The following is an 18,211-nucleotide window of genomic DNA, read 5'->3' as shown; positions in this document are numbered from 1 at the left end:
GAAGATTGCAATTTGACTTTCCATTTATTGCTTCCGCCATGAAAGAAATGATAAAAACCATTCCGCTGACATTGATGATGGCTGTTTTGCCGATCATTCTCGGATTTCTTGCGGCACTTGGAAATATAATAGTCAGAATTTTTAGAATAAAGGGATTGGCGGCTTGTTCAAGGCTTTATGTGTCATTTTTTCGGAGTACACCTGCCATTCTCCATATTATGCTGATTTATTTAGGCGTGCCGCCGATTGTGGATCGTGTCAGCAGCTTTTTTCATCTCGGCTGGTCCGCCAATGAGATTCCGGTCGCCGTGTTTGTGGTCATGGCTTTGTCTTTAACTGCTGGTGCTTATTTAACAGAAATTATCCGGTCGGGCATCTTGGCAATGGATACCGGACAGGTCGAAGCGGCCTATTCAATCGGCCTGACGCACGGTCAAACCTTTCGTCGAGTGATATTGCCGCAGGCACTGATGGTTTCAATCCCTAACTTCACAAATTTAGGCATCGGTTTTTTGCATACGACCTCTATTGCAGCTATAGTGGCTGTTCCTGAAATAACAGGGACAGCGACTATCGTTGCTTCTGATAATTATGCATTTTTGGAAGCCTTTATCGGAGCGGCGATTATCTATTGGGTGCTGACTCTTATGATGGAAACCGTAAATGGAATATTTGAGAGGAAGGCATCCAGATTTCAAGGAGGCACTTTATGATTGAGATTAAAAATATTCATAAGCGTTTTGGCATGCACCAGGTATTAAGAGGAATAAATCTGACTGTGCACAAAGGAGAAGTTGTGACAATTATCGGTCCAAGCGGGTCAGGGAAAACCACCTTTTTACGCTGCCTTAATTTATTAGAAAGGCCGGACGAAGGGATCATCTCTTTACATGACAAAGTGATTAATTGCAGTTTTCCGACAAAAAAAGACACTCGCTGGCTCAGAAAACAGACAGCAATGGTATTTCAGCAATATCATTTGTTTACTCACAAAACGGTGATTGAAAATGTCATGGAGGGTTTGACGGTAGCCCGGAAAATGAGAAAACAAGACGCGTATGCCATAGCAGAGAACGAGCTGATAAAGGTTGGGCTTCAAGACAAATTGAACGCTTATCCGAGTCAATTATCGGGAGGGCAAAAACAAAGGGTTGGAATAGCGAGGGCGCTTGCCATTAATCCTGATGTGCTGCTGTTCGATGAGCCGACAGCTGCGCTTGACCCAGAGCTGGTCGGCGAAGTTCTTGAGGTCATGCTCGATATTGTGAGGACCGGAGCCACTATGATCATTGTTACACATGAAATGGAGTTTGCGAAAAGGGTTTCAGATCAAGTTGTTTTTATGGATGAGGGCGTCATTGTTGAACAAGGAACTCCGGATGAAGTCTTCCGCCATACGAAAAAAGAAAGAACAAAGCGGTTTCTCCGCCGTGTTTCGCCGGAGTATTTATATGAAATAAAAGAACACATAAAGGAGCCGGTGATATGATCCGCTTAAGTATATTAGACCAAAGTCTGGCAGGTGAAGGAGAAACCGCAGCCGATACATTACAGCATACGGTGAAGTTGGCGCAGATGGCTGAAGAGTATGGATATTACCGTTTTTGGGTCGCTGAACATCACAACAATAGTGATATTGCCGGCTCCGCTCCTGAAGTTCTTTTAGGGTATCTTGCCGCAAGCACAAAGACCATACGTTTAGCATCCGGCGGCGTGATGCTGCAGCATTATAGCCCATACAAAGTGGCGGAGCAGTTTCATCTATTGTCTGCATTAGCTCCCGGACGCATTGACCTTGGAGTAGGCAAAGCGCCCGGCGGTTTTCAGCTGTCGACAGACGCTCTGCAATATGAATATGTAAAACCGGCGCGCAAGTTTGAAGAAAAGCTGGAGGATCTCACTCATTTCATTCGGGATGATTTTCCAGATGCCCACTGTTTTGCGCAACTGCGGCCGGCACCGCAGGCTGAACACAGGCCGGGACTTTTTCTGCTGGGGGGAAGCACAGAGAGCGCAATTTCAGCTGCAAAACTGGGAATATCTTTTGTCTTTGCTTACTTTATTAACGGTGAAGAGAAAGTGCTAAAAGAAGCCCGCCGAGCCTTTGACACGCATCTGCCAGCAGGCTCTGAAGCGGAATTTCACCTTGCTCCCGCTGTTTTTGCGGCGCGTACAAAGGAAGAGGCACAAAAACATATTGAGTCGCGTGAATCGATAAAAGTGATGTTGCAAGATGGGAGGAGAGTGAATGTCGGTACCCGCGAACAAGCCGAAGCCTATCTTGAGAACGTCAGCCAGCCCTATGACATCATCGTCCAAAAAACCGGGGTGATTGCCGGAACGAAGGAAGAAGCGGCGGACGAATTAAAACGTTTATCAGACACATACAGAATTAACGATTTTGTCATTTTTTCACCGATCAAAAATGCAGACGAAAAACGGCTGTCTTATCAGCTGCTGAGTGATGCAGTTCTAGCCGCAAAACAATAAGGGGGATAAAACATGAGCGATTTTGTCAACGTTGTGGTTTGGAGTAAGAAAGGCTGTGCATATTGCGAAGAAGTCAAAAATTATTTACATGAAAAAGCAATAGCATTTCAAAATATCGATGTTTCGGAGAAGGAAGAGATGAGAGACATTTTACAGGTGAAATACGGAGTACGCCACGTTCCTGTGGTAGAAGTTGGCGGCGGTAATCGTTATGAAGGGATTACTGAAATTGGTATTAAAAATCTTGAGCTTGCACTTGCCAATTACGCTCAGATAAAGGAGGAAAAAAGGTGACGCGAAGAAATGATATTCAGTTTGGAGCCATTATTCATGGGGTTGGGGGAACAACTGACGGCTGGCGTCACCCTGAAGTCGATCCTTCCGCAAGTACAAACGTGGAATTTTACAAGCAAAAGGCTCAAACAGCTGAAAAAGGCTTGTTCAGTTTCATTTTCATTGCAGACGGCTTATTTATTTCTGAAAAATCAATTCCCCATTTTTTAAATCGATTTGAACCCATCACCATATTATCGGCGCTTGCGTCCGTCACAAAAAACATTGGTTTAGTAGGTACGTTCTCTACTTCTTTTACTGAGCCATTTACGATTTCAAGGCAGTTAATGTCGCTGGACCACATCAGCGGGGGGAGGGCTGGCTGGAATCTGGTTACTTCTCCGCAGGAAGGAGCTGCACGCAATCATAGCAGAACCAGACTGCCAGAACACACCGAGCGTTACGTTATTGCACAAGAGCATTTGGATGTTGTGCGTGGTTTGTGGAATTCCTGGGAGAAGGACGCATTTATACACAATAAAGAAACAGGGCAGTTTTTTGATCCGGCAAAGCTTCATCGTCTGAATCACAAAGGAGAATATTTTCAAGTAGAGGGGCCTTTAAATATCGGGCGCTCAAATCAGGGAGAGCCTGTCGTGTTTCAAGCGGGTTCTTCAGAAACAGGCCGTCAATTTGCGGCCAAAAATGCAGATGCGATTTTTACCCATTCCAATTCATTAGGCGAGACAATCGCATTTTATGCGGATATTAAAAAGCGGGCTGCCGCTCAAGGGCGCGACCCTTCCAGCGTGCTGATTTTTCCGGGAATCAGCCCGATTGTGGCAGATACGGAAGAAGAAGCAGAGAAGAAATACCGGGAATTTGCAGAATTGATTCCGATTGAGAATGCAGTTACTTATTTGGGGAGATTTTTTGATGATTACGATCTGAGTGTGTTCCCGCTTGATGAACCGTTTCCCGATATTGGCGAAGTTGGAAAGAATGCTTTTCAAAGCACAACAGATCGAATTAAGAGAGAAGCGAAAGCCAGAAACATGACACTACGGGAAGTGGCGCGGGAAATGGCTTTTCCAAGGACTCCATTCATCGGTACACCAGAGCAGGTCGCCTCCTTGCTTGAGACTTGGTTCAAAGCCGAAGCTGCTGACGGTTTTATCATCGGGTCGGATATCCCGGGAACACTTGATGCCTTTGTAGAAAAAGTGATTCCGATTCTTCAAGAAAGAGAGCTGTACCGCAGAGACTATAACGGCGGGACATTGCGGGGAAATCTTGGGCTTGATACTTCGGTTCATCATCCTTTTGTACATTCATCAAATCATTAATAGGAGAAGCGGGAGGAGGATGACTTTTTTGGCAATCATTGCAGGTACGGTTGTGAAAGGAAAACAGTTGGGCAGAAAATTAGGATTTCCCACAGCAAATATAGAAACCGAAATAAACGGGCTTCCTAACGGCGTTTACGGGGTTCTGGCGGCGATCAACCAGCAATTTTATTTAGGGGTTATGAATATCGGAGTGAAACCAACGATTGGTCCTAATCTGAAAAAAACCATTGAGATTTTTTTGATTCACTTTGATAGGGAGATCTACGGAGAACATACGGAATGCAGCATTCTCTTTAAAATAAGAGATGAAAGAAGGTTTTATTCTTTGGAGTCACTAAAAGAGCAAATCAAAAAGGATATTTCATACGCTTCCAAACGCTTTGAACGTATGGGAATTGCATCTCAAAATAAAGAAAGCCTGCTCTCACACCCTGAGTTAAATCTTCCGGACCTCAGCTTTTACAAGAAGTGTAACAGTTTATACGGGATCAACCGCGGTGTATACAATGTGATTGACAATTGGTTTTTTGAGTATGGTATTACACAAGTTGCATATCGGCGTATATATATTTTATCTTTTTTAAGCTTTTTGCAGGCAGAGAATGAGAACCCTCCCAGTAAGTGTGTAAAATTTGGGCCGGGCGGTCTTGCATTTAAATTGAGCCGTTTTATTACTGCTTATATTGAAGAGACTGGAGATCTTGTGATGTTAAAGGCAGATAGGTAAAGAGCTGAAAGGAGGAGAAAACATGCCTTTAGATTATTGGAGCAATATAGAAGGGGCATACCCATATCAGACAGCAAAAACAATTGAAGATGATAGCGAGCATAATCCATTGAATCTCTTATCGCTTGAAAAAGAGCTCATCGCAATACGCCGGCATCTGCACCAATACCCCGAGCTGTCAAAAGAAGAATTTGAAACAACCGATTTTATTGCAAAATGCCTTGGAGAAAAGGGCATACCAATTCGTCCTACATCATTAAAAACAGGTGTATTCGCAGATATAGCAGGGGAGTCAGAAGGTCCGGCCATTGCTTTGAGGGCTGATATTGACGCGCTGCCAATCGAAGAAAAAACAGGGTTGCCCTATGCATCTAAAAAGAAAGGAATCATGCACGCGTGCGGCCATGATTTTCACACGGCAGCGCTTCTTGGTGCGGCCTTTTTGCTAAAGGAAAATCAAGATAGCCTGAAAGGAAAGGTTCGTTTGTTATTCCAGCCGGCTGAGGAATCAGGCGCAGGCGCTGCAAAAGTGATAGCGGATGGCCAATTGGATGGCATTGAAGCAGTTATCGGTCTTCACAACAAACCCGATATACCGGTTGGCGCTGTAGGGTTAAAAACAGGCCCTCTTATGGCTGCTGTTGACCGATTTAAAGTAGCGATACAAGGAAAAGGCGCTCATGCAGCATTGCCGCATAATGGTTTTGATCCTATTGTCGGCGCCTCTCAGATTATCGTCGCCCTGCAAACGATTGTAATTAGAAATGTAAATCCGCTAAAAAGCGCGATTGTAACTGTAGCGAAAATCGAAGGCGGCAGCACATGGAACGTCATCCCCGATACAGCGGTGATCGAAGGTACTGTTCGAACATTTGATTCAGAGGTTCGGGAACAAGTGAAGCAGCGTTTTCTGTCTGTTGCAGAGCAGATTTCTTCTGCTTTTTCTTTGAAGGCGAATGTGAAGTGGATTTCCGGACCGCCGCCGCTTTGTAATGATACAGCAATAACTGAAATCGCAAAAGCTGCTGCTCATAAAGCACAGCTTCAGGTCATTTCACCCGACCCATCCACTGCCGGGGAGGATTTTGCTTACTATTTGGAGCATATTCCCGGATCCTTTGCTTTTTTTGGAACAGGCGGTGATCATGATTGGCATCACCCGGCATTTACAATTGATGAAACTGCCATTATAAAAGCCTCTTATTTTTTATATGAAAGCGCTAGAAGATTATTAGGATAATGAACGCAGGAATGAAGAGTCAGAGATGGTTTGCTTTGAGAAAATATTTGATTGATACAGACGAGGTGTGCTGATGAAGAAATTAATTGTTTTTGCATTTATAGGCTTGTTATCGCAGTTAATAGACGGTTCGTTAGGTATGGCTTATGGTGTTACCTCAACTTCGCTGTTATTAGCTTTCAGCATAACGCCTGCTGTTGCTTCGGCTTCTGTCCATTTAGCGGAAGTCGTCACGACTGCCGCATCAGGAGTGTCACATATTAAATTTGGAAATGTTGACAAACAAACTGTTTATCAGCTTGTCATTCCCGGTTCAATAGGGGCTTTTTTAGGCGCTGCATTTCTCAGCCATTTACCCGGAGATGTGGCGAAACCCTATATTTCTTTGTTTCTGCTCCTGCTGGGCGGATATGTATTGATAAGATTTTTATTTCAATACAAGCCTGCACTTGAGAAAAAACATGTGCCGTTAAGCAGAAAACAATCCATTCCCTTAGGGGTGATCGCCGGTTTTGCAGATGCCACAGGAGGAGGTGGCTGGGGCCCCGTCACCACGCCGATTTTATTATCCCGAAAAGGCCTGAGTCCGAGGAAAGTAGTAGGAACTGTAGATACTAGTGAGTTTGCCATCGCAGTATCTGCAACTGTCGGTTTTCTTGTTTCATTGGGATGGGAGGATGTCAATTGGTTATGGGTGTGTTCGTTAATGGCTGGCGGAATTATCGCGGCCCCTATCGCAGCATGGCTCGTACAGAAATTTCACCCGCAATTGATGGGTGTGCTTGTAGGAGGATTTATTATATTAGTAAATGCGAGAACATTGATAAATGAATGGATTGAAAACACAGCTGTTTATCCATTTATCTATACGGCGATAGGAGCAATATGGCTGTTTGCTGTTTTATTTGTTTTATCTAAAATAGGGAATAAAAAGATTGTAAAAGCAGCAGTTGACATCAATATAAAAGAAAAATAAAGACATTGTTTTTATAGATGTGAAAGGAATCACGAAGGCCAGGCGCTTGCGGGAAGTCTGAATGATGGATTCGTTCTTCAGCACCCAACAGAACACTGCGCTGTAAGAAGCCGGGCAGGCTTCCTTTTTATTTTCCTGCCTCATTGCGAATCAATCATCCGAGCCCTTATAATAAAAGCAGAAGACTGTCCCTTAGAGGTGAAAGGTTTGGCAACTAAGCATGAACAAATTTTAACATATATTGATTCGCTGCCTGTCGGTGAAAAAATTTCTGTGCGGAGAATCGCAAAGGAAATGAAAGTAAGTGAAGGCACGGCGTACAGAGCGATCAAGGAAGCAGAGAATAAAGGCTTTGTCAGTACGATTGAACGTGTCGGAACAATCAGAATTGAACAAAAGAAAAAAGAAAATATCGAAAAGCTTACATATGCAGAGGTTGTAAACGTCATAGACGGACAAGTGCTCGGAGGCCGGGCCGGACTCCATAAGACATTAAATAAATTTGTCATAGGCGCAATGGAGCTGGATGCGATGATGCGGTACACGGCAGCCGGAAATCTTTTGATTGTCGGAAATCGAATCAATGCACACAGACAGGCGCTTGAGGCAGGCGCCGCTGTACTTGTAACGGGCGGATTTAACACAGATGACAGCATCGTGCAGCTGGCAGACGAGCTTGAGCTGCCGATTTTATCCACGAGCTATGACACCTTTACAGTCGCCGCTATGATTAACCGGGCGATTTATGACCAGCTGATCAAAAAAGAAATCGTTCTGGTGGAGGACATTTTAACGCCCGCTGACCGTACGATATATCTTTCACCCAAGGATAAACTTGAAAAATGGTACGAGAAAAATTTTGAAACGGGCCATGGGCGTTTCCCGGTTGTCGACGAACAAATGAAAATCCACGGGATCTTGACTTCGAAAGATATCGCAGGTCACGACCGGAATGCACCCATTGAAAAAGTCATGACAAAAAATCCGGTTACGGTTATTGGAAAAACGTCTGTCGCCTCAGCGGCGCAAATGATGGTATGGGAAGGGATCGAAGTGCTTCCCGTCACTGACGGACACCAAAAACTGATTGGCATGATCAGCCGCCAAGACGTGCTGAAAGCTCTTCAAATGATTCAAAAGCAGCCTCAAGTCGGGGAAAAGCTTGATGATATCGTCTCAAGAGGATTTAAAGATGAGGATGAGGATAAACAGGATCAGACGGTTTATCAGTATGAAGTAACACCGCAAATGACAAATCAGCTGGGGACGATTTCTTATGGCGTGTTTACGACCATTTTGACGCAAGCAGCCAATCGGTTTTTGCGCTCGAAAAAACGCGGCGAACTAGTGATAGAAAGCATCACCATTTTCTTTTTGAAGCCTGTGCAGATGGAGTCGGTCATCGAAGTCAAGCCGCGCATTTTAGAGGCTGGAAGAAAGTTCGGAAAAATGGAAGTTGAAGTGCACAGCCAAGGCCATATCGTGTCTAAAGCAATGCTGATGGTTCAGCTGATGGAAAGAAGCTAAGGGACGTCTCAGGCGCCCCTTACGCGTGATCTCTTTCAGCTTCTTTGGCGTGAAGGGGATTGTAATGGCTGTAGGCTTTATAACCTGCCCATGCGCTTCCGGCTCCGATGACGATAAAGATGCCGCCGATTACTAACGTTAATACTGAATGGAATAATATCATTTGATTGAGTCCGTAAAACAGCACCAGCGATCCTAATGCCATGCTAGATTTTGCTGAAAAGATTTCTTTTTCCAAAGATTGCTTTGCCCGTACGCCTTTTACTTTATAGTACACATAAAAGCAGGCTGAAAGCCCAATCAAAAAAACAAGAACCAGCATAAATGAAATCCTCCATCGTAAAAGTTTACAAACCCATTCTATACAAAAACGGGCTTGGTTTTGACGTTATTTTTCTTTTCCGTCGGCAGAGAATGTGATTTAATGAAAAAAAAACAATAAAGGAGTATCAAATGAAAACTGAATTGATCAGAACCATATCATTATATGACACGATTATCTTACATAGACATGTGCGCCCTGACCCGGATGCCTACGGATCTCAGTGCGGACTTACGGAAATCCTGCGTGAAACGTATCCTGAAAAAAATATTTTTGCGGTCGGCACGCCAGAACCGTCCCTCTCTTTCTTATATACCCTCGATGAGGTGGACGATGAAACATATAAAGGCGCCCTTGTGATCGTCTGCGATACGGCAAATCAGGAAAGAATCGACGATCAGCGTTATTTATCAGGCGCCAAACTAATGAAAATCGACCACCATCCGAACGAAGATCCTTACGGCGATCTTCTGTGGGTCGATACGAATGCAAGCTCAGTAAGTGAAATGATTTACGAGCTGTATTTAGAAGGAAAAGAGCACGGCTGGAAGCTGAATACAAAAGCCGCAAAGCTGATCTATGCCGGCATTGTCAGTGATACCGGACGCTTCTTATTTCCCAATACAACGGAAAAAACATTAAAATATGCAGGCGAGCTTATTAAGTATCCGTTCTCTTCTTCAGAGCTGTTTAATCAATTGTATGAAACAAAACTGAATGTGGTGAAGCTTAACGGCTATATCTTTCAAAATGTGTCTTTGTCTGAAAATGGCGCTGCTTCTGTTTTCATCAAAAAGGATACTCTTGAAAGGTTCGGCACAACGGCTTCTGAAGCGTCGCAGCTTGTCGGGACGCTTGGAAATATCTCAGGTATTCGCGCATGGGTGTTTTTCATAGAAGAAGACGATCAAATCAGAGTCAGATTCCGTTCAAAGGGGCCTGTTATTAACGGACTCGCCCGGAAATATAACGGCGGAGGGCATCCTCTGGCTTCAGGCGCCTCCATTTACAGCTGGGATAAAGCGGAACAGATTTTAGCTGATCTGGAGACGTTATGTAAAGAACACAAGTAGAGGGGAGACCCTCTCTCTTAGTGTTCATCTGTGACGGGGATGAACCAGCAGCCGAACTCAGTAAGGTCCTCGTAGACTTGGAGATTGTGAGATTGAAGTTCTTTTTTGATGAGGGAAGCGAGTGAGTTTGTTTCGGCATATGCAGAAAAACCTTGTCTGAGTCGGGCTGCTTGATCTTTTGCTAACTGACGGTCACTGTAAACCTCCATTTCCCTTCCTCCTCCTTTCGCTATTAAGCCTCATTTATAGTTTATAAAAAAGAATGGGAAAAAGCGACAGGAGTTTGAAAAATTTAAAAAAATTCCATATTTACGTCGCGAATGATATTTCGATTTCTACCGAAAGCCTTGTGTAAATAATTAATTCCTTGACGGCTGCCTCATATTTTTTTTCATTGATCGTATAGACTTTATTTTCAATTGTCCGTTTTAAAAGCTCCTTCGTTTTATAGACGCTTTCTATATCCTTTGTAATGACCTCTGAAATATCATCCTTTACATGCTCCTCAAATTTTGTTTTATCAGGCTGCGAGATTTTATATTTTTCTCCATTCAGCAATTTGACATCGACGCTTTGAATAAGCAGTTTTCTTTTATTGTCTTCATTTAGTTTGTGGAGGTCTTCCTGATAGATGGAAATTTGGTCGTTCAAGTCTTTGACGTGCTCTTTTTGTTTTTCGATGAGGGAAACCTGCTCCTCCTGGAATGTTCCGTATGTAAACAGGAAAAAAAACCAGCTGATCACGGCTCCGCACATCATACCTGCAAAAAAACGCTGCCATCCCGGTTTCTTGTAATGCTGCGGCACTCTCATGAAGAAATATGCTCCTGCGTCAGCCATGAAATAATAAGCCAGCCGCTTTGCGCCCCGCCCATGGCCGAGATAATGAGAAGAATCTGCTTGAATAAATCTCTCGTATTGCCTTCAAGAATACCCCGTTCAAAGCTGTATACCGCATCGAATGTACCGCCGATAGCGGCGACCAGCGCCCATATTTTTAATCTGTTCGCAAGCTTTGTAATAACCGTAAGCGGGGCTTCGCCTGCCAAATATGCTCCAAGGCCTCCGATGAGTGCGCCTCCGATCAGCACCCCTAATGCTATAAAATAACTGTTGATAAAATTTACCATAAAACCAGCTTCCTGATCCATCTTGATCACCTCACCTTTTATATCATATTGAGCATTCGGGACAAGTATGATGACGACTCGAAAAAGAACGTTTGTTTCTTTTGAAAACCCGACTTATAATGAAGAAAGAAATGGATCGTAATGGAGAAAGAGGTGATAGCATGTCTTTTGTTCACCTGCAAGTGCATAGCGGGTACAGCCTGCTAAACAGCGCCGCGGCTGTGGAAGAGCTCGTCAGTGAAGCTGACAGGCTCGGATATGCGTCTTTGGCGCTGACAGATGATCATGTCATGTACGGAGCTATACAATTTTATAAAGCATGCAAGGCGAGGGGGATCAACCCGATTATCGGCTTGACGGCTTCTGTTTTCACAGATGATGACGAGCTCGAAGCCTACCCTCTCGTCCTGCTGGCAAAATCAAATACAGGCTATCAAAACCTGCTGAAAATCAGCAGCGTCCTGCAATCGAAATCAAAAAACGGCCTGAAGCCAAAATGGCTTAACAGCTATCGCGAAGGCATTATTGCGATCACCCCCGGCGAGAAGGGCTATATTGAAATGCTGCTTGAAGGAGGGCTGTTTGACCAGGCCGCTCAAGCCGCACTTCATTTTCAGTCTATATTCGGAAAAGGCGCTTTTTATTTATCCTTTCAGCCGTTTAAAGAAAATAAATTCTTATCTGAGCAAATCCTCCGGCTGTCTGAAGAAACGGGAATTCCGGTCACGGCGACAGGCGATGTTCATTATATAAGGAAAGAAGATCAGGCTGCCTATCGCTGTTTGAAAGCGATAAAGTCAGGTGAAAAACTCACTGAGGCATCAAACGAAGAGATGCCGGATCTCGACTTGAAATCCATTGATGAAATGCGTGTTATCTACCAAGAGCATCCTGAGGCATTGCAAGCATCTGTTGAGATTGCAGAACAATGCCGGGTTGACGTCAGCCTCGGTCAGACCCGCCTGCCGTCATTTCCGACTCCAGACGGTACATCCGCGGATGATTATTTGACGGATGTTTGTATGACAGGGCTTCGCAGCCGCTTCGATACACCAGATGAACAGTATATTCGACGTCTTCAATATGAACTTGATGTCATCAAGCGGATGAAGTTCAGCGATTATTTTCTGATCGTATGGGATTTTATGAAGCACGCCCATGAAAAAGGGATTGTGACAGGACCGGGAAGGGGTTCTGCGGCGGGATCGCTCGTGGCTTATGTCCTCTATATCACGGACGTTGATCCGATCAAGCATCACCTGCTGTTTGAAAGGTTTTTAAACCCGGAACGAATCAGTATGCCGGATATTGATATCGACTTTCCGGATACGAGAAGGGACGAGGTCATTCAATACGTTCAGCAGAAATACGGCGCAATGCACGTCGCCCAGATTATTACCTTCGGGACGCTGGCGGCAAAAGCGGCGCTTCGGGACGTCGGAAGGGTATTCGGTGTAAGCCCGAAGGAAGCGGATCAGCTTGCGAAGCTCATTCCTTCAAGGCCGGGCATGACCTTGGATGATGCGAGAAAGCAATCGCCGGAGCTGAATAAGCGACTCAGTGAGTCAAGTCTGCTTCAGCAAGTGTTTACGATTGCCAGAAAAATAGAAGGTCTTCCGAGACATACGTCAACCCACGCGGCCGGCGTTGTCTTAAGTGAGGAACCGTTAACTGATGTTGTCCCGCTTCAGGAAGGACATGAAGGGATCTATTTAACGCAATACGCGATGGATCACCTCGAAGATCTGGGCCTTTTGAAAATGGATTTCTTAGGCTTGCGCAACCTGACACTCATCGAGTCCATCACTTCAATGATTGAAAAAGAAAAAAATATGAAAATAGATCTTTCGAGTATTTCTTATCAAGACGAAAAAACATTCTCCCTGCTGTCAAAAGGGGATACGACAGGGATTTTCCAGCTTGAATCCTCAGGAATGAGAAGCGTTTTGAAAAGGCTTAAGCCTTCAGGATTAGAAGATATTGTCGCGGTAAACGCACTGTACCGGCCCGGCCCGATGGAAAATATTCCGTTATTTATCGACCGTAAACACGGGCGCGTGCCGGTTCATTATCCTCATGAAGATTTAAGAGGGATATTGGAAGATACGTATGGCGTCATCGTTTATCAGGAGCAAATTATGGTGATTGCTTCGCGTATGGCAGGATTTTCTTTAGGCGAGGCGGACCTGCTCAGACGTGCAGTCAGCAAAAAAAAGAAAGACATTCTTGACCGAGAGCGAAGCCATTTTGTTGAAGGGTGCTTAAAAAAGGAGTATTCTGTAGACACTGCAAATGAAGTCTACGATTTAATCGTCAAATTCGCAAACTATGGCTTCAACAGAAGCCATGCGGTGGCATACAGCATGATCGGCTGCCAGCTTGCGTATTTGAAGGCTCATTATCCTTTATATTTTATGTGCGGATTGCTTACAAGCGTCATTGGCAATGAGGATAAAATAGCTCAATATCTTTACGAAGCGAAGGGGAGCGGGATTCGTATCCTTCCTCCGTCAGTGAACAAAAGCAGCTATCCGTTTACAGTTGAAGACGGAGCTGTCAGGTACAGCCTCCGTGCGATAAAAAGTGTAGGCGTCTCAGCAGTCAAAGATATATATAAAGCAAGAAAAGAGAAACCATTTGAAGATCTTTTCGATTTCTGCTTTCGCGTGCCGTCAAAAAGCGTAAATCGCAAAACGCTTGAAGCACTCATATTTTCTGGCGCAATGGACGAATTCGATCAAAACCGGGCTACGCTGCTCGCATCGATTGACGTTGCGTTAGAGCATGCCGAGCTATTCGCCGCGGACGATGACCAAATGGGATTGTTTTTAGAAGAATCGTTTTCCATTAAACCGAAGTACGTGGAAACCGAGGAGCTTCCGCTTGTGGATATTCTTGCATTTGAAAAAGAAACGCTCGGTATTTATTTTTCAAATCATCCGCTCTCTGCCTTTCGAAACCAGCTGACAGCGCGAGGAGCGGTACCCATTCAGCAAGCTCAGCAGGCTGTTAAAAAGCAGGTTTCACTCGGTGTCCTGCTGTCGAAAATCAAAACGATTCGGACAAAAACAGGTCAAAACATGGCGTTTTTAACGTTAAGTGATGAGACCGGCGAAATGGAAGCCGTTGTGTTCCCTGAACAATTCAGACAGCTTTCTCCGGTTTTAAGAGAGGGCGCTCTATTGTTCACAGCAGGGAAATGTGAAATCAGGCAGGAAAAAGTCCAGTTTATTATGTCCAGAGCGGAATTGCTGGAAAATATGAATGCTGAAAAAGCGCCATCGGTTTATATGAAGATAGAAAGCAGTCAGCACAGTCAGGAGATCCTGACAAAGATCAAGCGCATTTTGCTGGAGCATAAGGGGGAAACCGGCGTTTATCTCTATTATGAAAGGCAAAAACAGACGATAAAGCTTCCTGAGGCGTTCCATATCGATGCGGATCACCAGGTGTTATACCGCTTAAAAGAGCTGTTAGGTCAAAAAAACGTCGTTTTAAAACAGTGGTAACCATTCGCTTTTTGTTATACAATTGGAGCAATTATGTTACTCTGTTTAAATATTCTGATAGATCTACTCCGCAGAATGCAGCAATCAATGCAGCAGCATACGAATCAAAAAATTCCATTAAGGAGTGTTTAGGAGAATGTCATTAAGAGAAGAAGCATTACATCTGCATAAAGTGAACCAGGGGAAGCTCGAATCCAAATCTAAAGTAGAGGTTAAAAATGCGAAAGATTTAAGCCTTGCTTATTCCCCGGGTGTAGCAGAACCATGTAAGGATATTCATGAAGACATTAATAAAGTATATGATTATACAATGAAGGGGAACATGGTAGCAGTTGTGACAGACGGTACAGCTGTGCTCGGCCTTGGAAATATCGGCCCTGAAGCCGCACTTCCTGTTATGGAAGGTAAAGCCGTTCTTTTCAAAAGCTTTGCCGGCGTAGACGCGTTCCCAATTGCTTTGGGCACAAATGATGTTGATAAAATCATTGAAACCGTTAAATTGCTTGAACCGACATTTGGCGGTGTCAACCTTGAAGATATCGCGGCGCCAAACTGCTTCATCATTGAAGAGCGTCTGAAAAAAGAAACGAACATCCCGGTTTTCCATGACGATCAGCACGGCACAGCGATTGTCACAGTAGCTGGTCTTGTAAACGCGCTGAAATTGTCTGGGAAATCCATGTCTTCCATTAAAGTTGTGGCTAACGGCGCCGGTGCTGCAGGTATTGCGATCATTAAGCTTCTTTACCATTTCGGCGTGCGCGACATCGTGATGTGCGATTCAAAAGGAGCCATTTATGAAGGGCGTCCGAACGGTATGAACGATGTTAAAAACGAAGTGGCGAAATTCACAAACCAAGACCGTAAAGACGGCTCTTTGGAAGATGTGATCGCTGGTGCTGACGTATTTATCGGTGTGTCTGTCGAAGGTGCGCTAACAAAAGAAATGGTACAAAGCATGGCGAAAGATCCGATCATTTTCGCAATGGCAAACCCGAATCCGGAAATTATGCCGGAAGATGCGCGTGAAGCTGGAGCAAGCGTTATCGGAACAGGCCGTTCAGATTTCCCGAACCAAGTAAACAATGTGCTTGCCTTCCCGGGAATTTTCCGTGGAGCGCTTGACGTGCGCGCTACTCACATTAACGAAGAAATGAAGATTGCAGCGGTTGAAGCCATTGCTTCACTAGTATCAGACGATGAGCTTAGCCCAGAGTACGTCATCCCTGCACCGTTTGATAAACGTGTTGCGCCTGCTGTGGCTAAGGCTGTGGCGAAAGCGGCGATGGAAACAGGTGTGGCAAGAATTACTGTAGATCCTGAAGAAGTTGCAGAAAAAACCAGAAAACTTACGATTATTGGCGAATAATTTTAATTCATTCCAAAAATGGCAGCGCGTTGGCGGAGACCGGCGCGCTGTTCTCAAGTTAAACTTGCGGCTGAAATTTTTTTGGGGTCAGGACTTAAAAAAATTTCAGCCGAGTTTAACATGATTTTTGAATGCGTTACCAACCTTACTGGGTCAACGATTTATTAGGTTTATCATGAGTCTGTCCGCACGCGTCTGCGGATAAAAAGTTGTCGAATTGAGGATGACAGCGTTTGACAAAAAAAGTACAATAGTTTCGGTAAAGTTATTAGCAAGTCTATCTGTCTGGATGGCATGCGGTGAAGAGAACCCTTCACAAAAGGGAGGTAATCATTTGTTAAAGGATATATTCACTAAAAAGAAAAAGTATGCTTCCGTACCGTCAGATCAAGCGAAGCACGATGTTCCGGAAGGCATTATGACAAAATGTCCTAAGTGTAAAAAAATCATGCTCACTAAAGAGTTGGATAAAAATATGCGGGTATGCATGAACTGCGATTATCATTTCCCAATGAATGCAAAACAGCGTATCGAAAGCTTGATGGATGAACAGTCCTTTGAGGAATTCAATCAGGGGATGTTATCGGAAAACCCGCTCGGTTTCCCGGGATATCTGGAAAAGCTTGAAAAAGATCGCGAGAAAACATCCTTAAACGAGGCTGTTGTCACAGGCAAGGGCACCATCGGGGGATTTCCTGCTGTTGTCGCGGTAATGGATTCTTCATTCCGTATGGGCAGCATGGGCTCTGTCGTCGGCGAGAAAATCACGCTTGCGATTGAAAAAGCAAAAGCGGATAAAGTTCCGTTTATTATTTTTACTGCTTCCGGCGGTGCAAGGATGCAGGAAGGCATATTAAGCCTTATGCAAATGGCAAAGACAAGCTCTGCCTTAAAATTATTCAGTGAGGAACAGGGTCTCATTATCTCAGTCATGACGCATCCGACTACCGGCGGGGTATCGGCAAGCTTTGCTTCTCTTGGCGATTATAATTTTGCGGAGCCTGGCGCGCTGATCGGTTTTGCCGGAAGAAGGATTATCGAACAGACAATAGGCGAAAAACTGCCGGAGGATTTCCAAACGGCGGAATTCTTATTAAAACATGGACAGCTTGATGCGGTTATTCACCGCGACGACATGAAAAAAACGTTAGAGAATCTGCTGGATATGCATCAAACAGGAGGTGACATTGAGTGGCTGCAAGATTAGAATTTGAAAAACCGGTGATTGAACTGCAAACCAAAATCGCCGAATTGAAAAAATTCACCCAGGATTCGGAAATGGATCTGAGTGCAGAAATCGAACGGCTTGAAGACCGTCTAGCTAAGCTTCAGGATGATATTTATAAAAATCTGAAGCCTTGGGACCGTGTTCAAATCGCACGTCTGCCGGACCGTCCGACAACACTTGATTATATTCATTACCTGTTTACAGACTTTTTTGAATGTCACGGAGACAGAGCGTACGGAGACGATGAAGCCATTGTCGGCGGTATTGCCAAGTTCCACGGCCTGCCTGTGACAGTTATCGGACATCAGCGCGGAAAAGACACGAAGGAAAACCTGGTCCGCAACTTTGGAATGCCTCATCCTGAGGGCTATCGTAAAGCGCTTCGTCTGATGAAACAGGCTGATAAATTTAACAGACCGATTATCTGTTTTATTGACACGAAGGGGGCATACCCTGGACGAGCAGCTGAAGAAAGAGGACAAAGCGAAGCAATCGCCAAAAACCTGTTTGAAATGGCCGGCCTTAGAGTGCCTGTTGTTTGTATCGTCATCGGCGAAGGCGGAAGCGGCGGAGCTCTAGGTTTAGGTGTGGGCAACCACTTGCATATGCTGGAAAACTCTACTTATTCTGTTATTTCTCCGGAAGGTGCTGCGGCACTCTTATGGAAGGACTCCAGTCTTGCCAAAAAAGCGGCGGAAACAATGAAAATCACTGCGCCTGACTTAAAAGAATTAGGTATTATAGATCATATGATAAAAGAAGTAAAAGGCGGAGCGCACCACGATATTAAGCTGCAGGCAAGCTACATGGATGAAACCCTTAAACAATCGTTAAAGACTTTGCTGAAGCTGAATGAAGAAGAATTAATTCAGCAGCGCTATGAAAAATACAAAGCAATTGGGAAAGTATCGATTGAAGATCAATATATCGGGGTAAACTAAATAAACGTGAAGCCTTTGGCTCACGTTTATTTTTTGTGACATTCCTTAAATTTTATT

The 18,211-nt window shown here is 44.4% G+C and carries 18 protein-coding genes; 14 read left to right on the top strand and 4 right to left on the bottom strand.

What is annotated here, in order from left to right; genetic code table 11:
- Nucleotides 1–5: 5 nt before the first annotated feature.
- The 9 genes from NYE43_RS14950 (at nucleotide 6) to NYE43_RS14910 (ending at nucleotide 8,582) form a co-directional block, all read left to right on the top strand.
- Complete coding sequence (locus NYE43_RS14950; RefSeq protein ID WP_024122476.1) at nucleotides 6–713, top strand: amino acid ABC transporter permease; 708 nt, start codon at nucleotides 6–8, stop codon at nucleotides 711–713.
- Nucleotides 710–1,489: an amino acid ABC transporter ATP-binding protein gene (locus NYE43_RS14945; protein ID WP_024122475.1), complete on the top strand. Its 780-nt coding sequence runs from the start codon at nucleotides 710–712 to the stop codon at nucleotides 1,487–1,489. Before NYE43_RS14950 ends, NYE43_RS14945 begins: the two co-directional genes overlap by 4 nt.
- Nucleotides 1,486–2,490 (top strand): LLM class flavin-dependent oxidoreductase, encoded by a 1,005-nt coding sequence (locus NYE43_RS14940; RefSeq protein ID WP_024122474.1) that lies wholly within the window; start codon nucleotides 1,486–1,488, stop codon nucleotides 2,488–2,490. The genes NYE43_RS14945 and NYE43_RS14940 overlap by 4 nt, the downstream gene beginning before the upstream one ends.
- Before the next feature lie 12 nt (nucleotides 2,491–2,502).
- On the top strand, nucleotides 2,503–2,784 hold the full coding sequence (locus NYE43_RS14935; protein WP_341062180.1) for a glutaredoxin family protein: 282 nt from the start codon (nucleotides 2,503–2,505) through the stop codon (nucleotides 2,782–2,784).
- Nucleotides 2,781–4,109 (top strand): LLM class flavin-dependent oxidoreductase, encoded by a 1,329-nt coding sequence (locus tag NYE43_RS14930; RefSeq protein WP_341062179.1) that lies wholly within the window; start codon nucleotides 2,781–2,783, stop codon nucleotides 4,107–4,109. Before NYE43_RS14935 ends, NYE43_RS14930 begins: the two co-directional genes overlap by 4 nt.
- A 28-nt stretch (nucleotides 4,110–4,137) precedes the next feature.
- Nucleotides 4,138–4,839 (top strand): riboflavin kinase, encoded by a 702-nt coding sequence (locus NYE43_RS14925; RefSeq protein ID WP_095714221.1) that lies wholly within the window; start codon nucleotides 4,138–4,140, stop codon nucleotides 4,837–4,839.
- A gap of 22 nt (nucleotides 4,840–4,861) precedes the next feature.
- Nucleotides 4,862–6,079 carry an amidohydrolase gene (locus tag NYE43_RS14920; protein ID WP_341062178.1) on the top strand — a complete coding sequence of 406 codons (1,218 nt, stop codon included), beginning with the start codon at nucleotides 4,862–4,864 and terminating at the stop codon, nucleotides 6,077–6,079.
- A 73-nt stretch (nucleotides 6,080–6,152) separates the two neighbouring features.
- Nucleotides 6,153–7,055 (top strand): sulfite exporter TauE/SafE family protein, encoded by a 903-nt coding sequence (locus NYE43_RS14915; protein ID WP_024122469.1) that lies wholly within the window; start codon nucleotides 6,153–6,155, stop codon nucleotides 7,053–7,055.
- Between the two features lie 207 nt (nucleotides 7,056–7,262).
- Nucleotides 7,263–8,582: a CBS domain-containing protein gene (locus tag NYE43_RS14910; protein WP_044153858.1), complete on the top strand. Its 1,320-nt coding sequence runs from the start codon at nucleotides 7,263–7,265 to the stop codon at nucleotides 8,580–8,582.
- Nucleotides 8,583–8,601: 19 nt separating this feature from the next.
- Here the strand turns inward: NYE43_RS14910 and NYE43_RS14905 are convergent, their stop codons facing one another.
- Nucleotides 8,602–8,904, bottom strand: coding sequence for a YtpI family protein (locus tag NYE43_RS14905; RefSeq protein WP_024122467.1), 303 nt, complete (start codon nucleotides 8,902–8,904; stop codon nucleotides 8,602–8,604).
- A gap of 131 nt (nucleotides 8,905–9,035) precedes the next feature.
- Here NYE43_RS14905 and nrnA point away from each other — a divergent pair, with 131 nt between their 5' ends.
- Nucleotides 9,036–9,977, top strand: a complete 942-nt coding sequence (nrnA, locus tag NYE43_RS14900) for a bifunctional oligoribonuclease/PAP phosphatase NrnA (protein WP_024122466.1) — start codon at nucleotides 9,036–9,038, stop codon at nucleotides 9,975–9,977.
- A gap of 17 nt (nucleotides 9,978–9,994) precedes the next feature.
- Here the strand turns inward: nrnA and NYE43_RS14895 are convergent, their stop codons facing one another.
- From NYE43_RS14895 to ytrH, 3 genes are all read right to left on the bottom strand, one after another.
- Entirely contained in the window at nucleotides 9,995–10,186 is a 192-nt protein-coding gene (locus tag NYE43_RS14895; RefSeq protein WP_010335284.1) for a hypothetical protein, read from the bottom strand.
- 100 nt (nucleotides 10,187–10,286) lie between these two features.
- A complete protein-coding gene (gene ytrI / locus NYE43_RS14890; RefSeq protein WP_024122465.1) occupies nucleotides 10,287–10,790 on the bottom strand; it encodes a sporulation membrane protein YtrI in 504 nt (167 codons plus the stop codon).
- A complete protein-coding gene (gene ytrH / locus NYE43_RS14885) occupies nucleotides 10,787–11,128 on the bottom strand; it encodes a sporulation membrane protein YtrH (RefSeq protein ID WP_024122464.1) in 342 nt (113 codons plus the stop codon). Before ytrH ends, ytrI begins: the two co-directional genes overlap by 4 nt.
- Before the next feature lie 140 nt (nucleotides 11,129–11,268).
- Between ytrH and dnaE the strand changes: the two genes are divergently transcribed.
- The 4 genes from dnaE to accA all read left to right on the top strand — a co-directional run bounded on the left by dnaE (nucleotide 11,269) and on the right by accA (nucleotide 18,154).
- Nucleotides 11,269–14,616, top strand: coding sequence for a DNA polymerase III subunit alpha (dnaE, locus tag NYE43_RS14880; RefSeq protein ID WP_341062177.1), 3,348 nt, complete (start codon nucleotides 11,269–11,271; stop codon nucleotides 14,614–14,616).
- 136 nt (nucleotides 14,617–14,752) lie between these two features.
- On the top strand, nucleotides 14,753–15,985 hold the full coding sequence (maeB, locus tag NYE43_RS14875; protein ID WP_095714225.1) for an NADP-dependent malic enzyme: 1,233 nt from the start codon (nucleotides 14,753–14,755) through the stop codon (nucleotides 15,983–15,985).
- A gap of 334 nt (nucleotides 15,986–16,319) precedes the next feature.
- Nucleotides 16,320–17,192 carry an acetyl-CoA carboxylase, carboxyltransferase subunit beta gene (gene accD / locus NYE43_RS14870; protein WP_044153863.1) on the top strand — a complete coding sequence of 291 codons (873 nt, stop codon included), beginning with the start codon at nucleotides 16,320–16,322 and terminating at the stop codon, nucleotides 17,190–17,192.
- On the top strand, nucleotides 17,177–18,154 hold the full coding sequence (accA, locus tag NYE43_RS14865) for an acetyl-CoA carboxylase carboxyl transferase subunit alpha (RefSeq protein ID WP_024122460.1): 978 nt from the start codon (nucleotides 17,177–17,179) through the stop codon (nucleotides 18,152–18,154). Before accD ends, accA begins: the two co-directional genes overlap by 16 nt.
- Nucleotides 18,155–18,211: the final 57 nt, after the last annotated feature.

Source organism: Bacillus sp. FSL R5-0434, from assembly GCF_038004745.1.
In the GTDB taxonomy this organism is placed as follows: Bacteria; Bacillota; Bacilli; order Bacillales; family Bacillaceae; genus Bacillus; species Bacillus halotolerans.
This window is presented reverse-complemented; position numbering and strand designations above follow the sequence as displayed.

Coding starts and splice junctions, on each gene's coding strand:
- NYE43_RS14945 (WP_024122475.1), top strand. CDS start 710: ATGATTGAGATTAAAAATATTCATAAGCGTTTTGGCATGCACCAGGTA.
- NYE43_RS14940 (WP_024122474.1), top strand. CDS start 1,486: ATGATCCGCTTAAGTATATTAGACCAAAGTCTGGCAGGTGAAGGAGAA.
- NYE43_RS14935 (WP_341062180.1), top strand. CDS start 2,503: ATGAGCGATTTTGTCAACGTTGTGGTTTGGAGTAAGAAAGGCTGTGCA.
- NYE43_RS14920 (WP_341062178.1), top strand. CDS start 4,862: ATGCCTTTAGATTATTGGAGCAATATAGAAGGGGCATACCCATATCAG.
- NYE43_RS14915 (WP_024122469.1), top strand. CDS start 6,153: ATGAAGAAATTAATTGTTTTTGCATTTATAGGCTTGTTATCGCAGTTA.
- NYE43_RS14905 (WP_024122467.1), bottom strand. CDS start 8,904: ATGCTGGTTCTTGTTTTTTTGATTGGGCTTTCAGCCTGCTTTTATGTG.
- nrnA (WP_024122466.1), top strand. CDS start 9,036: ATGAAAACTGAATTGATCAGAACCATATCATTATATGACACGATTATC.
- NYE43_RS14895 (WP_010335284.1), bottom strand. CDS start 10,186: ATGGAGGTTTACAGTGACCGTCAGTTAGCAAAAGATCAAGCAGCCCGA.
- ytrI (WP_024122465.1), bottom strand. CDS start 10,790: ATGAGAGTGCCGCAGCATTACAAGAAACCGGGATGGCAGCGTTTTTTT.
- ytrH (WP_024122464.1), bottom strand. CDS start 11,128: ATGGATCAGGAAGCTGGTTTTATGGTAAATTTTATCAACAGTTATTTT.
- dnaE (WP_341062177.1), top strand. CDS start 11,269: ATGTCTTTTGTTCACCTGCAAGTGCATAGCGGGTACAGCCTGCTAAAC.
- maeB (WP_095714225.1), top strand. CDS start 14,753: ATGTCATTAAGAGAAGAAGCATTACATCTGCATAAAGTGAACCAGGGG.